12 protein-coding genes and 2 rRNA genes are annotated in these 16,668 nt (G+C 34.9%); 4 read left to right on the top strand and 10 right to left on the bottom strand.

All coding sequences use genetic code 11. The annotated features are described in order from the left end of the window. The 4 genes from HXY53_08420 to HXY53_08405 form a co-directional block, all read left to right on the top strand. The coding region (locus HXY53_08420) for a PAS domain-containing sensor histidine kinase (protein ID NWF76571.1) at positions 1-249 on the top strand (249 nt) is incomplete at its 5' end. A 9-nt stretch (positions 250-258) separates the two neighbouring features. Further along, a complete protein-coding gene (locus HXY53_08415; GenBank protein ID NWF76570.1) occupies positions 259-666 on the top strand; it encodes a four helix bundle protein in 408 nt (135 codons plus the stop codon). After that, positions 663-1,121, top strand: coding sequence for a response regulator (locus HXY53_08410; protein NWF76569.1), 459 nt, complete (start codon positions 663-665; stop codon positions 1,119-1,121). The genes HXY53_08415 and HXY53_08410 overlap by 4 nt, the downstream gene beginning before the upstream one ends. Before the next feature lie 52 nt (positions 1,122-1,173). Further along, complete coding sequence (locus HXY53_08405; protein ID NWF76568.1) at positions 1,174-3,363, top strand: EAL domain-containing protein; 2,190 nt, start codon at positions 1,174-1,176, stop codon at positions 3,361-3,363. A gap of 210 nt (positions 3,364-3,573) precedes the next feature. Here the strand turns inward: HXY53_08405 and rsmA are convergent, their stop codons facing one another. The 10 genes from rsmA to HXY53_08355 form a co-directional block, all read right to left on the bottom strand. After that, the gene (gene rsmA, locus HXY53_08400) at positions 3,574-4,329 is read right to left on the bottom strand and encodes a ribosomal RNA small subunit methyltransferase A (protein ID NWF76567.1); all 756 of its coding nucleotides are present in this window, start codon (positions 4,327-4,329) and stop codon (positions 3,574-3,576) included. 1 nt (position 4,330) lies between these two features. Continuing rightward, positions 4,331-5,560: an MFS transporter gene (locus tag HXY53_08395; GenBank protein NWF76566.1), complete on the bottom strand. Its 1,230-nt coding sequence runs from the start codon at positions 5,558-5,560 to the stop codon at positions 4,331-4,333. A gap of 13 nt (positions 5,561-5,573) precedes the next feature. After that, positions 5,574-6,584 (bottom strand): 4-hydroxythreonine-4-phosphate dehydrogenase PdxA, encoded by a 1,011-nt coding sequence (gene pdxA / locus HXY53_08390; protein ID NWF76565.1) that lies wholly within the window; start codon positions 6,582-6,584, stop codon positions 5,574-5,576. A gap of 16 nt (positions 6,585-6,600) precedes the next feature. Further along, positions 6,601-7,158 carry a hypothetical protein gene (locus HXY53_08385; protein NWF76564.1) on the bottom strand — a complete coding sequence of 186 codons (558 nt, stop codon included), beginning with the start codon at positions 7,156-7,158 and terminating at the stop codon, positions 6,601-6,603. Continuing rightward, the gene (bamA, locus tag HXY53_08380; GenBank protein NWF76563.1) at positions 7,148-9,844 is read right to left on the bottom strand and encodes an outer membrane protein assembly factor BamA; all 2,697 of its coding nucleotides are present in this window, start codon (positions 9,842-9,844) and stop codon (positions 7,148-7,150) included. The genes HXY53_08385 and bamA overlap by 11 nt, the downstream gene beginning before the upstream one ends. Continuing rightward, the gene (locus HXY53_08375; GenBank protein ID NWF76562.1) at positions 9,841-13,851 is read right to left on the bottom strand and encodes a translocation/assembly module TamB domain-containing protein; all 4,011 of its coding nucleotides are present in this window, start codon (positions 13,849-13,851) and stop codon (positions 9,841-9,843) included. Before HXY53_08375 ends, bamA begins: the two co-directional genes overlap by 4 nt. 147 nt (positions 13,852-13,998) lie before the next feature. Next, the gene (locus HXY53_08370) at positions 13,999-14,358 is read right to left on the bottom strand and encodes a molybdenum cofactor biosynthesis protein MoaE (protein ID NWF76561.1); all 360 of its coding nucleotides are present in this window, start codon (positions 14,356-14,358) and stop codon (positions 13,999-14,001) included. A gap of 182 nt (positions 14,359-14,540) precedes the next feature. Continuing rightward, positions 14,541-15,926 (bottom strand): diguanylate cyclase, encoded by a 1,386-nt coding sequence (locus HXY53_08365; protein ID NWF76560.1) that lies wholly within the window; start codon positions 15,924-15,926, stop codon positions 14,541-14,543. Between the two features lie 351 nt (positions 15,927-16,277). Further along, positions 16,278-16,394 (bottom strand): 5S ribosomal RNA (gene rrf / locus HXY53_08360). A 177-nt stretch (positions 16,395-16,571) separates the two neighbouring features. Continuing rightward, positions 16,572-16,668: ribosomal RNA gene (locus tag HXY53_08355) — 23S ribosomal RNA — on the bottom strand; the annotation flags it as partial.

The raw sequence follows: 16,668 nt of genomic DNA, 5'->3' as shown, positions 1-16,668 counted from the left end.
GAGAATGGGAAGGTAGTGTATAGTGTTGAGGATAATGGGGCAGGGTTTAACATGAGATATGCAGATAAGCTTTTTAAGGTATTTCAGCGTTTACATAGTGAGAAGGATTTTCCCGGGACAGGGGTAGGGCTTGCTATTGTCCAGCGTATTATACAGAGGCATGAAGGAGAAGTATGGGCTGAAGGGGAAGTGGATAAAAGGGCGATATTTTGGTTTACAATACCAATAAAGACAGTGATGAGTGATTAGTGGCGAGTGATGAGTACATTAAAATCTTATCGTGAATTGATAGTCTGGCAGAAATCAATAGAATTGGCAAAAAAGATATATGCATTGACACAACTCTTTCCAAAAGAAGAAATGTATGGTCTAACTTCCCAGCTTAGGAGGGCAAGCGTTTCAATCTGCTGCAATATCGCTGAGGGACAGGCACGAAATTCCACAGGAGAGTTTAAGCAGTTTCTGGGTATTTCGAAAGGCTCCCTGGCAGAGCTGGAGACATTGTTGCTTTTGTCTAAGGAAATGCACTTGCTGAAAGTGAGCGACTATCAGGAACTATCAGACCATTGCGAGGAGATTAACAAATTGCTGAATGGCTTACTCAAATCACTCACCACTCGCCATTTGCCACTCGCCACTAACCACTATATGGGGGGGTTATTATGAACAAATATGATGCAGTCGAAATCCTGATTGTGGAAGATAGCCCGACAGATGTAGAGCTCACAGTCAGGGCGTTAAGGGAGCAAAATCTTGCAAACGAGATATTTATCGCAGGAGACGGTGAAGAAGCACTTGACTTCCTTTTCTGCAGAGGACGATATTCAGACAGGAATCCATGTAAGTCAGTGAGGGTTGTATTTCTTGACCTGAAACTACCAAAAATAAGCGGAATTGAAGTCCTTAAAGAGATTAAAAACAATAAAAATACAAGATATTTACCAGTGGTAGTCGTAACATCTTCACGTGAAGACCCTGATATTCAGAGTGCATATGATCTTGGAGCTAACAGTTATGTAGTAAAACCAGTTGATTTTGATGCTTTCCGCAAGGCAATGAGTAATGCCGGCTTATACTGGTTGTTGATAAACCATCCACCGAAGATTTCAATAAAAGAATAGGAAAAACGGAGCATCAGATAAGCGGTGAGACAGCGGAAGGGAGAATAAGGATTTGCGTATTCTGATTGTTGAAGATAGTCAAGTTGATGCTGAATTAATTGAAAGAGAAATACAGAAGGTTTTACCCGAATGCACTTTTCAACAGGTAGAAACCGAAGAGGCTTTTCTGAATGCCCTTGATGAATTTAAACCTGATATTATCATATCAGATTATATGATGCCTTTATTTGATGGTTTGACAGCTCTTAAACTAACATTAGAAAAAACACCTCTTACTCCTTTCATCATTGTTACTGGTTCAGTGAATGAGGACACGGCTGTTGAATGTATGAAGGCTGGTGCAACCAATTATGTGATAAAGCAGTCTTTGAAACGATTAGGGCCGGCTGTTCTTCATGCTATAGAAGAGAAAAAGATTCGTATAGAGAGATTGAAAGCGGAAGAGGAACTTTGCAATGCTTACTTTTCAGAAGCTACGCTTCGTATGATTTTAAGTGAATCATTAGAAAATATCCGGTTAGAGGAAATACTGCAGAAAACATTAAATATGATAATTACAGTTCCATGGATTACATTTGAACCAATGGGCAGCATATTTCTTGTGGAAGATGAAAAGGATGTTCTTGTTTTGAAAGCCCAAATAAATCTTCCTGAAGCACTGAAAAAATCACATACATATGTGCCTTTTGGAAAATATTTATGCGGGCAGGCAGCATTGACACAACAAATACAATATATGAACTTTTATGATGGACAATTTAATGTTATTTATAAAGAGATATCCCCTTGCGCACAATACGCTATCCCTATCGTATCTGGCGGCAAAACACTGGGGGTGATCAATGTCTTTATGAAAGAAGGTCACGTCAGAGACGAAAAAGAAGAGAATTTTTTGCTTAATGTTGCCAATACACTGGCATCAATAATTATGCGTAAAAAAGCTGAGGAAAGGATAGATTATCTTGCCTATTACGATGAATTGACAGGTCTTCCCAACAGAAACCTCTTTATTGATAGAATTAAACATGGGATAGAGAGAGCAGAGCGCACTTCAAAGATTGTAGCTGTTTTAATTATGGATATTGATAATTTCAAGTCTATCAATGATATATATGGAAACGAAGCTGGTGATAGTGTACTGAAGGAAGTTGCAGAAAGGTTTTCGAATGCTATTCGAAGAGGTGATACCGTAGCGCGTCTCGGTAATGACGAGTTTGGGATAGCGCTTTTTGATATTGCTGATTCTAAAAATGTTGTTTCAGTAATGGAAAAGATATTGAATTATGTATGTTCCCCATTAAGCATAAATAATAATGAAATAGCATTAACTTTCGGCACCGGCATATCACTATATCCTCTTGACAGTGAAAATCAGGAGGGACTTCTGAAAAAAGCAAACTTAGCGCTTGTGACAGCAAAAAAAGAAGGGAGGAAAAATTACAAGTTTTATACTGAAGAGTTAAATGTAAAGGCATCTGAATTTCTCTCGATGGAAAGGAACATGTATTATGCTATAAAAAACAAGGAATTCTTACTTCACTATCAACCCTATTGGGACATCAATACTAAGAAAATGGTCGGCATGGAAGCCCTTATGAGATGGCAAAGCAAAGATATGGGATTAGTCTCACCGGGCAAGTTTATCTCAGTGCTTGAAGATACAGGAATGATTATAGATGTTGGGGAATGGATATTAAGGACGGCAATCAGACAAGTTAAGGAATGGCAGAATAAAGAATATCCTGTACTACCGGTCTCTGTGAACCTCTCGTTAGTTCAATTCAAGCGGAAGAATCTGGTGGATATGTTTAATAGTATAATTAGAGAATATGGGTATTACCCATCACTCCTTACCATTGAAATAACAGAAAGCGCCTTTATGCAGGATATAGAATATACAAGCTCCGTCCTTAGGAAACTCAAGGATATAGGGGTTTCAATATCTATTGATGACTTCGGAACTGGTTATTCATCACTGGCTCATTTGAAGAGATTCCCTATTGACAATCTGAAGATTGATACAACTTTCATTAGAGATATGGTAAAAGATCCTGATTCAGCTTCCATAGTAATAGCTATCATTAACATGGCACATACGTTGAATTTAAAAACCATAGCTGAAGGCATTGAGACAGAAGAGCAGTTGAATATCTTGAGGCTTCTCAGATGTGATATGGGGCAGGGATATTATTTGAGTAAACCTTTCCCAGCAGAGGAAATTGAAAAGTTATTAAAGCAGTAATAAATTTTTGTCCAAATATATGCATTGATGTTGATTATCCTGAATAATGCAGACATTGCTCAAAAATTTCTTTAATTCGATGAATTATCGGATTTATTTTAATTGTTTTATGGATAAAAATTTTAGTAAACCCATTAGTTGAAGGAACACTAAGGAATCGAAAAATAAATTTTCTCACAACATCTGCATTATTCAATTGTATTTTTTTGGTTATAGGCTATTTGCAAGTAATGCAAACTCTTCTATGCTCAGAGTTTCAGGTCTTCTTTCAGGATCAATAGATATCCTTTTTAACCATTCTTTTGTGTCGGGGCATATACTTTTTAAAGAATTAGAAAGCATTTTTCTTCTTTGAGAAAAAGCTGTCTTAATAATTCTAAAAAAAAGATTGTTGTCTTTTACATCAACAGGAGGTTTTTCAAGTATTCTGATATGGACAACTGCAGAATCTACCTCTGGGACAGGTCTGAAAGCCTTTTTGGGAATCAAGAATTTCAAAGTTGAATGCCCGTGATATTGAACCATAATCGTAAGAACACCATAAGCTTTACCTCCGGGCTTTGCAATTATCCTTTCTGCGACTTCCTTTTGAACGGTGAGTGTCATGGATTTCAGATGCTTTTTTGCTTCAAGCAACCTGAAAATAATTGGTGTAGTAATATAATAAGGTATATTTGCAACAACCTTGAAATATGGAAGAAATTCATAAGGATATTTCATTGCATCTCCATGAATCAGTTCTATGTTTTTGTATGAAGCGAATGTAGTTTGTAATCTGTTGAATAAAGTATGATCAAGTTCTATAGCTATGACTTTTTTCACTATCTCTGCAAGCATCGTTGTCATAATACCCAGTCCCGGCCCAATCTCAATCACAAGATCATCAGGTTCAAGTTCTGCTGTTTTGACAATCTGTTGGACTATTTGACGGTTGTATAAAAAATGCTGTCCAAGGTTTTTCTTCATTTTACTTTTTAATGTTTGGTCCACCTCCACTAACAAAAGACAGAATCACTAAACCTACAATAAAGAATACTGCTACAGAAATAATTGCTGGTCTTTGATTCCCGAATGTAGTTGAAAGATATCCAAAGATAAGAGGCCCAAGAACTGCAGATGATTTTCCTGCCATTGAATATACACCAAAATATTCTGCTTCTTTTCCTTCAGGGATGAATTGTGAATATAATGCACGTGAGGCGGCTTGAACTGTACCGAGTCCAAACCCTGCAACAATAGCAATTATCCAGAATTCTGTTTTTGTATGTGCAAAAAAGGCGAAAATCGAAACAGATGTCCACATAAGCAGTGATATGATAACCACTTTTTTGGGACCCCAAAAGTCTATTGGTTTTGCTAATAAGAGTGAACCCCAAAAAGCTGTAGTCTGAACAACAAGAAAAAGGGCAATCAATTCCTGCGGTGTAAATCCAAAAGTAGTTGCAGCGAAGATACTTGAAAAAACTATTACAGTATTTACCCCATCCTCATAAATAAAGAAGGATATTAGATATTTTCTGAGTTCCTTCTTGGCAAAAATTTCTCTTAAAATAATCAATGTATGTTTCATGCCTTTTAAACCTGCATGTATTAATGGTATCTGGCCTTTTTTATCTTGAGGTAAAAAAAAGAAAGCAGGCAGTGAAAATATGAAAAAGAAAATTGCAACCATGAGCCATGCAGCATCATATCTTCCGGATTTTACCAGTGGCAATGCCAATAACAAGGAAATAATAGAGCCAACGTAACCTATCATGTATCCCCAGGCAGAAATCCTGCCCTGATATTCTAAAGGAGCTATTCTCGGAAGAAAGGAATTATAAAATACAAGCCCTCCCTCCATACCAACATTGGCAACGACAATAAGCAAAAAACCCTCAAATATCATTCCCTTCTCAACTACAGGCAGGCTTGCAATAGCACATACACTTATAATTGTATAAATAAAGAGAAATTTTTTTCTCAAGCCTCTATAATCTGCAATACCTCCCAATAAAGGAGCGGTGAATGCAACTATTCCCATGCTTATTGAGATTGCTCGCCCCCACCAAAGGTCACCATAACCATCTTCATTTCCTACAATAGTTTGGGCATAATAAATAGGGAAAACTACTGCTGCGATAACAGCGGAGTAGCTGGAATTGGCAAAATCAAAAAGTACCCAGCTTATTATCCGTTTTTTATTAAGGGTAATCATAAGGAATTGAAAATTATATCTTAAGCCTTGCAGCCAGTTTTATTGATTCAATCATACTTGATGGATTTGCAATACCCTTCCATGCAATATCGTAAGCAGTTCCATGGTCAGGTGATGTGCGGATAAAGGGAAGACCAACGGTCACATTAACTCCTGATTCAAAGGCAATCATCTTTAAGGGAATTAACCCCTGGTCATGATACATGCATACAACAATATCAACATCTCCTCTGTATGCCCTGTAAAAAACTGTATCAGGAGGATAGGGTCCAGAAACACAAATCCCATATTTTTTTGCTTCTTTAATAGCAGGTAAAATTTTTTTTACCTCCTCATCCCCGAATATACCTGACTCACCAGCGTGTGGGTTTAGTCCTGCGACAGCGATCTTTGGATTTTTAATCTTAAGCATATCACAAGCCTTTTTAGCAAGAAGAATTGTTTTTAATATTTTCTTTTTTGTAATTAGACCAGGCACATTTTTTAGTGCAGTATGGATTGTTACGAGAATAATTTTAAGAGGTCCGCCAACAAGCATCATTGCATAGTCTTTTGTTTTTGTTAAATTAGCAAGCATTTCAGTATGGCCTGGCCATTTAAACCCTGCCATCTTCAGTGCTTCTTTTGAGATTGGGGCTGTAACGATTCCGTCAACCTGCTTGCTCAGAACAAGTTCGACAGCCGTTTTTATATAACTAACACTGGCTTTTCCACCTTCTGAAGTAGGGCTATTATTTTTAATAGTTTTTGTTGTAAATTTTTTAAACTTTTTTGAAGGAGGGGTAGGGGGGATTACATGAATTACATCCAGAATTTTTTTGTCTGGGATTGAATCTTTTATAGATTTGATTTTCCTTAATTTTAAAGGGATTTTCAGAAGATTTAATGCTTCTTGTATTATATATATATCGCCTATAACGAACGGAGTGCAAATTTTTTTGACCTCGGGATAAGTAATTGCTTTTACAGTTATCTCGGGTCCGATTCCTCCAGGATCACCCATTGTTATTGCAAGTCTTTTCATTTTATTAAGTAACCTTTCAGAGATTAATCTTGATGCATGCTTTTTCTCTCAGTTCATTTATATGTATTTTCAGTCTACGGTTTAATTCAGCCTCGATAAGATATTTTTCGATTTCTTCACTAACATCATTGAATTCAGTATTTTGAAAAATTTCTATATTTTTTTGAAAATAGTCTTTTATTTCATTTTCATTAATCTGGATGAAAGTTTTTATTTTCAAATCAATATATTCGTTTAAAAGTTCATCTTCAGAAGATGCTTCTAACCTTAATTTTCGAGCCTCTTTTATTAAAAGCAGCCTATTAATCATAGTGTTCAATACTTCTTCCTGTGATATTCCTGAATTTATTTTATGCATTGCCTCATATGTTGATTCTAATTCGCTGAGTGTTATTGCGGTGTTATCGATATATGCAACTACACGGTCGATGATAGCAGAATATGACAAGGAATATGGAGTAAACAACAAAAAATATAATACCAGAATCCACCGATAAAGAAGTCTCATTCCGATCACGAAAGCATTCGGGATTCGGTAGAGGAATATCGTCTCACCTATCTCTTTAAAATGCATGGCCTATGCTGAAATGTATTTCACCGCTGCTTTCATCTTTTTCCCTCTGAAGCTTATATCCATAGTCAATCCTCACAGGTCCCACCGGAGTACTATACCTTATACCAAATCCTGTCGTAAATTTCATGTCAGAAACATCAATATCTTTAATGTCGAGCCAAACATTACCTCCATCTAAAAAAGTAACGAAACCTATATTTTTAGTTATGGAGAATCTCAGCTCAAGATTCTCCATAAGAAAAGCATTACCACCTGTAGGTGTTCCGTCCGAACCTTTTGGCCCAAGACTATCCTGATTATATCCTCTTACAGTTGTTCTTCCGCCAAGAAAGAAACGCTCAATAATCGGAAGTTCTTCTGTTTTATTGTATCCCTGGGCAATTCCTCCACGAAAAGATGTAGCTAAAACTATCTTTTTTGAAAGTGCCTTATAAATATTGAAATAATAATTAATTTTTAGAAAATCTGTTTCTGAAAAAAACAGTGGAGAAGTCAATTTTAATGAAATTCCTGAAAGAATTCCTTTTGTTGGATAAAAAGGATTATCTCTGGTATCGTAGATAAGAGCTGGTCTGATCCCGCTTATGATGAGAGTACCTGTATCTTCTTTACTCAAAATGACATCAGGCTGGAGATCATAGGTATTAACGTGTGATAATTCATAATATACTTCAGATTTCAGATTTTTACTTATATTTTTTTCGAATCCTGCTGAAGCAGTCTCACGTGTCAGACGATACCTTGTCTCTCCTGTATCAATATTCATTTCTTTTTTTTCCTCGCTAAGCAAGGATGCCCTGAAAGGGAAAGGTTTATTAAGAAACCATGGTTCATAGTATTGTATTATGAATCTCTTTTTCAGTGAACTGAGTTCAAGTCTTAGAGAAGCCTGTCTATTCATGCCCCAGAGATTGCGATAACCGATGTCAATAAATCCTCTCAATTTTTCATAGTCCGCATAGCCTATCCCGAACTCAATGGTACCTGTATTGCCCTCTTTTATTTTCAACAGAACATCTTTCTTATGATCATGGGAATCCTGAACCTCAATATTAATGTCAGTAAACAGACCTAATTTATAAAGATTTTGTCTCTGTTTTGTAAGAAGGCTATAATTGAATGGCATGCCTTCTTTCTGATATAATTCTCGTTTAATTACAGCATAATTTATATTATGATTGCCTGCTATAATTACCTTGCCAAAATATGTTTCTGTCCCTTCATTTATGCTGAATGTCAGAGAAGCTTTATTCTCCTTGAATTCCCTCTCAATTGTAACCTGGACTTCAGGAAAACCATTAGAGTTGTAAAAATCTATAATTCTGAAACGAGAATCTGAAATATCAATCTCATTATATGTATCACCAGGCTTGATTTTTATAATTTTTTCTATCTCCTCCTTTGAAAATTTTTTATTACCGATTATGTCTATAGTCTGTATTTTTGTCTTAACACCTTCTTCTATCTTTAAGAAGATATTTATCTTGTTTTCTTTTTCGTCATATTGTGTATTAAACTCTTCTACATCAGCAGATAGATATCCAAGAGAATTGTAAAAAGCTTTCAGGACTTCAACATCCTGCTCTATTAGATTGGCATTGTAAATACTTCCTTCTTTCAGAGCCATAATTTCTTTTAACATGTTTGCTGGTTGACTGTTACCTGCAAATGAAATCTCTCCTATTTTTACCTTCTGCCCTTCAAAAATAAAAAAATCAAGCGATATAATATCGTCTTTTGATGTTATAACAGGAGCTATCTGCGCAAAAGGATACCCATTCGAATGATATATTGATAACATTCTGCTAACAGTTTCTGCTACAAGTGTGTCATTGAAATCTTCTGCTTCAAAAAAAGATATATTTGAGAGGAGAGTTTTTTCAGAAATTACCTCATTTCCTTCTATTGATATTTTCAGTTGCTTACCCTTATTTACTGGAATAGTAAGATCCCCATCGAGAAATATTGCCGGGCCAACTATCGGATTAAAATATCCTCTTTTTTTATAATAAGCTTTGATCGTCTCAAGATCTTTTTTTAAGATGATCTGGTTGTATATATCTCCTTCCTTTAATTTCATTATAGATTTAATATCATCTTCAGAACCTGCAATACTTATTTTTTTGATTTTGTCAGGAATACCTGTATTGACTGAGAGAAGGATATCTACCTGATTTGTGTTATTCTTTTTTAGAAGTTTTGTCTCTACAGTAGCTCTTGGGAAACCACGCACAGCAAGATTTTCTATTAGATTTATCTTAGCTTTATCAAGATTGTTACAGATAAAAAGCTCTCCTTCTTTAAGTAGAAAAAGATTTTTTATCGCTCTTGTTGACAGAGCAAAATCACCTTCAATAGAAATATTGTTGATATAATCTTTTTCAAGCACATGAATTATAACCTTAATCTTCTGACCCTCTATCTTTTCGACAACAATATCTTCAAAAATACCTTTCAAGAAAGCTCTTTTAATACCCAGACGTATATTTTCTCTATCTAACTTTTTCCCGGTCTCTAAGTCGAGAAGATAGAGAAATTCATCTTTGCTTATCGAAGTAAGTCCTTTTATTTCAATTTCACTGACTGGGTTGTCATTAGCAAAAGAATTAGAAAAAAATAGAAAAGAAGCTATTAGAAATATCATAAAGAAAATCAAACTATTTGTTTTTTTGATTTCCTTTTTCATTTGAATCCGAACCTGAATTTTATATCACCTCCTAAAGAACCTTTTTCGTCTCTGACACCTATGAGTGAGATGTTTTTATCGAGAAGATATTCGATTTTTATTATTTGTTCCTCTGTAGAATTTAAGGATGTTGTATATGATACAAAAAGTTTATCACCAATGAGTCTGTCTGATACAGTTATGCGTGGTTCAATAGTTCCGGTAGTTGTTGAGACATATGGCTCTACCTGAAATCTGTCTACCCCTGTTAATGTTGTTATCCTCTCTTCAATTATGTCCTGGGTTTCGCCGGTTATGAAAGCTGTTGCTTCACCAGCTCCAATTCCACCCTCCAGCCCTCTTAACTGTTTTCCGATCTGCCCTACAGTAAGGAGTGCAAGAATATCAACCTCTTCAAGATATGGTTCAGATGACAATGAAAGGTTAAAATGATCCAACTGACCTTCCAGATTGAGTCTAATATTATAGCCTTTTACTGAAGTTAGCGCAGTGAGGTTAAGAATAGGTTTGATTCTATATGGGTCAGCAAAATCAGCACTTGCGTAAACTATTTCAAATATATTATTTCTGAAATAAATATATCCATCTGTTGACTCGAGTTTCCCGAATAGAATAGGGTCGGCTAAATTTCCTTTTACAATCATGTCCCCCCTTATTTTTACAGTAGCCCTCGTGAGATTGTTGTCTATTGTTATATTCTCACTTCCTGTAATCCGCACATTTAGGTCTGCTTTTTCTAACAGTGTAGGTTCAGTCTTTGGTTTTTTCTTGGGTTTAGTAGTGATAAGCCACGTTCTCCATTCAACCATCTCCCTATAGTGTGCTCTTTTAATCTTGATATCACCGATAATATTTTGTTTGTCCGGAGTCCCCTTATATATAAGGTTTCCGTTGAAATTCATAGTAAACCCTTCAGAAATTGGGAGCGTGATATTATTTAATTTTGCATCGAGATAAAATCTTTTAATCTTGAAAGATTTCAACGATAAGAAGCCTGATAAATCAATGTTGCCTCCACCTATTTTGCCCGAAAGTGAATGCATCACAAATCTGTCTTCATCAAAATAGAGTTGCCCGTTTATTGAACTAATATAAGAAGAGTAGTCTTTAAGTCCAAATGAGGCATTAGAAACACTCATGCCTCCGTTGATCTGTGGTTTTTCCCATTTGCCAGTGACAGAAAAGACAAATTCGGCATTCCCTGCGAGATATCCAATTTTTTTAGACAGTCCTTTCAGAGGTTCAAGTGATGAACTACCGTCAATTATAAGATCATACTCCTCACCAATTTTTAATCCACCCTGAATCCTGAGTGAACTCGTTCCACTTTTAAAGGTTGCATTCGAGAAAGAAATGTTCTTATTTTTTAGAAAGATATCTATTTGAGAATCATTTGTAAAGGTCTGGCCATATAAAGAGAGAATTAGGCGATTGATGTTTGCATTCCCTATAAAATTTTTACGGTCGCCATTTATAGAAATACGTCCTTCAAGATTAAGTTGTAAGTCCTCTGGAACATCTTTTAATAAAGAACTGACAATAAAATCGTATCTGCCAGATTCTATTATTAACTCAGCGCTCCATGGCAATACATTGTTGAGGTGTCCTTTGCCATTGAGTTTCATTTTTTCATTAAAAAGCAGAGCATTTACGGAAATATCTTTGTTCTGAACAATTGCAGAAATCGAACCGCTGCCCATTTTTTTACCCTTGAAAGTTCCACCTAAAATCTTTGCATTTAATTTAAGATAAGGGTTATCGAAGGTCCCGCTACCTTCTGATTTTATAGTCATAATAGCGTCATCAGGCATGTATCTGATCCCGATGTCTTTTATAAGGAACTTTTCCGATGATACTCGATAAGAAAATTTTTTATCAGTATTTATCTGTCCTTCGCCACTGATGATAGAAGCACCTTTTTTTATTTTGATTTTGGATATAGATAATTCTCTGTTTTTATAGAAAAATATTAATGATGACAGATCAAACGGGATATGATAAATGGAGGCTTTTTCTATGTAAGCTTCACCAGAAATATCAGGGTTTCTATGCTTTCCTTTTATATTTATATCTGTATTTATTTTTCCTGAAAGTGGAACTTTCAAGTTAAATATTTTTAAAGCCTTTCCTAAATCAGCATTCTTAATCGATGCAGTTAGATTATAAACAGGCATTGAGAGATCAAACAGCTCTTTTGCTTCCGGGAAAAATATTTTACCGTTTAGTATATGTTCTTCACCAGAAGTTCTTATATCAAGATTGGATATATCAAGGAGATTTTTTTCATAAGAAAAAACTGCTGACAAATTGTCTGCTTTATAAGCATCAATAGAAAGATTATATATTGTAGCTTTTCCTGATATTTTCGGGTTTTCGAAAGTCCCTTTTATTTCTCCAGAAAAATTTCCTGTGCCCTTTAATTTTTTGTATACTGGCAATGTAAGGTCTGAAACGTCCTGTGTCGAGAGGGTGCTTTTTAAATCGAGGATTTTTTCAGATAGATTAACTGACCCCTGCGATGATAAATAAGAAAGGGGTGTGCTAAGTTCCAGATCATTTAATAAAAGTAGATTTCCATTGACCTGATAATTCCCTTTTATATTTTTTATCCTGTCGAGGACATTTCTGTCTGAATTTAATGAATCTACATTGACAGATTTTTTGAAAGCGTATTCTAATTTTATATTAGGTTGGCTGTTATAAGTAAACCAACCTTCTGGATTAAATCTCTTTCCAGCGTTTGTCAATTCTCCATCAACTTTACCTTTCGGAATGTCTATTTTTAGATTGATTAATTTGAGAGCAGAGGAGCTATCAATATGATTAAATTTTATGTGGAGGGTGAAAAAATCAACAACGGGTAGGTGAATCGAGGCATCAGCCTTTGCAACCCCCCCATAAAGAAGCCCATGTCCATTCTCGAATTTCATTATTCCATCTGCATATGATACAGTAGACTCTAAGGTATTAATATCAACTCCAAAAAGATTGCCATTTTTTAGCTTTGCCTTTGCCTCTCCTTCAATATCAGAGAGCGGACCTTTTATCTTGCCGTTGAAATCAACAAAACCCTCAACCTGTTCCTTAACCTTTAAAAGTTCCATAAGGGTTTCAAGATAAAAGTTGCCATGAAGTTTTATGTCGACGAAGATGTTATTCAGATAAGAAATAAGGGATTTATTTCCCATAGTTTTTTCAAGTTTTACCTCTCCTTGAGCAAAAATCTTACCTTCACCTTTTTGCTGAAGATTAAAAATCCTCTTTATGGTCTCAACGATTAGTTGTATTTCAGTCCTAAGTACGCCTTTTTTGGAAGAATAAAATCCTTTATTTTTTAACACAGATCCGTGTGATCCAACATTGAAATGTTTTATTTGGATTCCATCTTTCTTAAATATAAGTGAATTATTTAGATCACAGATTATTTCAGGCCATCCCTCTTTCTTAAGTTCAAAGGATTTAACAGAGGTTCTAAGTCTCTGTTCCTGACCGATGATTAATTCTCCGTCTAATCCTTTTATGTTTATGGTTATTTTTAAATCATCGTCTTTTAGAACTGCACTGCCTTTCATAGTATCAATTACTTTCAGATGGACTTTAAATGGAGTCTTTTTCTTTTTCTTAAGATATTCCTGTATATTTCGTATGATATTATTCATTTGAAATTTATTTGAAGATAGTCTAGGTTCGTCTATTACAAGTCGTTGAATAGATACTTTTTTAATTAATATTTCAGAAAGGTTTATATAACCTTTAACAGTTTTAACATCAGCTAAATAATTTCCTTCCTCATCTGTAATATGAACTCCTTTTGCTGCAATAAATAAAGGAAAAGGGTTGATATAAAGACTCTGAGCATCTATCTTCAGGTTAGAGGCTTCTTCTAATTCCGGGATGATTATATTTTTCAGAGATTTTGTAATAAGCGGACTTCTTAAAATGAGAATCAAAATACCTAATATAAAAGTAAAAGTTAGGACAATTATGTAATTTCTGATTTTTTTCATGAATATATTTAACCCTCTTTGTTTTTTACAAATAAACCCATTTTGATATTTTATATGAAAAGGAATTGCATAGGCTAAGAAATTCAAAAAATGTTTGCCAGAAATGTTAACCTTAAATTATAAATGTAATTGATTTTTGAAAGATTCTCAGGATAGACTAAAAAATTCATCTTCTCTTATTACTTCTGTTTTTATTTTTGAGACTAATTCTTCAAGAACAGGAATAACAACTGTTCTGAATTTTCCTGCTACCAATGCATACATTATGTCATCACCAATATTTAATAAGCCTTCATTAATCCAGACCTTTATTGAGACGATTCCGTCTTTTTTACTAAGTTCATCTATAAGTGAGTTTAATTTTAATCTATCATAGTAAAGTCTCATTCCTTTGACGGTTTTGCCATCTTTAGAAGTAGCACGTACTATCCCATTATGTACAAGAATCATCCCAAGGTTTTTAAAATCTGAATTTTTTTTAATTTCATTAATCCATTCTTCAACCATTCTGCCCTCCATATATTGTCACCCCTACCACTCAGGCGAGGTATGTTAAGGTGGGGTTATATTAATGTATTTTTACAGTTGTATTAAATATATCAAAATAATAAGTTTTATTGATAAATATTTTGTATTTTTTTAATCAGAGCTTTCGAAAAAATTTCAAAATAGGGCAGGATAAACAAATATTATGATTTCATTGAAACACGGTTTCTACCCTTTCTTTTTGATAAGTAAAGTGCATCATCTGTTCTTGTAATAAAAGTGTCTTCTGTGTCTTGCATTTTGAACTGAGTGACCCCTAAACTTATTGTTAACTTGCCCACAATATCAAATTTATAATTCTCCACAGCTTTTTTTATTCTTTCAGCGAGTATTCCAGCTTTTTCCATTTCTGTCTGAGGTGTTATGATAATAAATTCTTCTCCACCCCATCTTACCAGAAAGTCGTTTTCTCTAAGCTGCTCTTTTACTACCTGAGTTAGATTTTTTAATATATAATCACCAATGCTATGACCGAATGTATCATTGACGTTTTTAAAGTGATCTATGTCAAACATAATCATTGATAATGGGTCATTGTATCTTTTAGCCCTTTCAATCTCTTTTTTTATTATCTCGTGAAATTTTGTTCTGTTATATACTTCAGTAAGTCTGTCTGTTATAGCATTTTTTTCAAGTTCTTGTTCCAGGTTTTTTCTTATTGTGATATCACGTATGATAGCAGAAAAAAATATGTCTTCTCCTGCTTTCCACATTGAAACAGATAACTCGATGGGAAATTCACTCCCATCCTTTCTAAGGCCATAAAATGTCTCTGTGATTTTACCAAAATATTTTGATTTACCTGTTTCCATTAACCTTTTGAGTCCTTGTTCATGATCTTTCCTATACTTTTCGGGCATGAGAATTTTTAATGATTTGCCACGTATCTCTTCTTCTGTATATCCGAAGATTTTTTGAGCGCTTGCATTCCAGAAAATTACGTCTCCTTTGCTATCAGCAGTGACAATAGCATCAACGGCTGTCTCAGCTATAGCGCGAAATTTTTCTTCGCTCAACTTTAATGCTTCTTCTGCCTCTTTTCGATCAGATATATTTTCTATAAGACCATCATATTTGATTAGCTGTCCATTTTTGTCATAGTATGGCACAAGGGTATTTCGAACCCATACGATGGAACCGTCTTTGCGCACTATGCGATGTTCTATAGGAAGTGTATGTGAACCTTTTGAAATATTTGTAATAGAATTCAGCACAATCATCCGATCATCAGGATATATCATTGAGTACCATAGATAAGGGTCATTCTGATACTCTTCAGGCTTATATCCTGTAATTATATAAGATCCTATGCTATGTTGTGTTGAGATTGCTTCTCCTTTGCTGATTGTAACTGTATAGGTATACCCTGTAACAGCATTTACCATCTTCCGATATCGCTCTTCACTCTCTCTCAGAGCGTCCTCTATCTGTTTACGATCATTCTGTAATTTTTTTAGCTCTTCAAGTTGGTAGCGTATATCTTTTAATTCCGCTATAAGTTGCTCTTTTGTTTTTTCTTCATCCAGCATATAAATCCTGTATATTATTTAAAGATTACCCATCCGTTACCTCTAATAATTATATCAAGATGATTTAATTATTTAATAATAAAAATTATTAACCCAGATAATGCAGATATTGCTCGAAAATTTCCTTAACTCGATGAATTATCGGATTTATTTTAATCGAATTTTTCGGGTTAAAGATTAAAGATGGTTTTATTTAAGAATCCGTAAGACGAGCAATTCATCGCCCTGTTACTTCGCTCAGGATGTGCTCTTCATGACAGTCTATCCAGAGTTTCTATCATCTTTTAGCTTAATGCACAGAGTATATGAGAAAATAAAAACCCGTTTAATAACGGGTTTTTATTTATTATAATCCGGCAGCGACCTACTTTCCCATGACCTCACGATCATAGTATCATCGGCCCTGGAGGGCTTAACTTCCGTGTTCGGAATGGGAACGGGTGTTTCCCCTCCGGCATCGCCACCGGAAAATTTGACTTTTATATATTACTACTTTTTACTTATTATGTTCAAGATTAATAATTAGAATTCTAAATCTTGAACTCATATTCCTTATAGTCTTGCTACAAGATTACCGTATTTCTGTCATTCCACAGCGTTATTCATTCTTAAATTCTCTGTTTTGACAACAGGAGGGAGTTAATAAGGGTCAAGTCGCACGGTCTATTAGTACTGGTCAGCTCAATGCATTACTGCACTTACACCTCCAGCCTATCAACGTGGTAGTCTACCACAGACCTTC

This window comes from Nitrospirota bacterium, from assembly GCA_013388455.1.
GTDB lineage: Bacteria > Nitrospirota > Thermodesulfovibrionia > Thermodesulfovibrionales > SM23-35 > JACAFF01.
The sequence above is the reverse complement of the archived record's forward strand: the minus strand, read 5'-3'. Positions and strand labels throughout refer to the sequence as shown.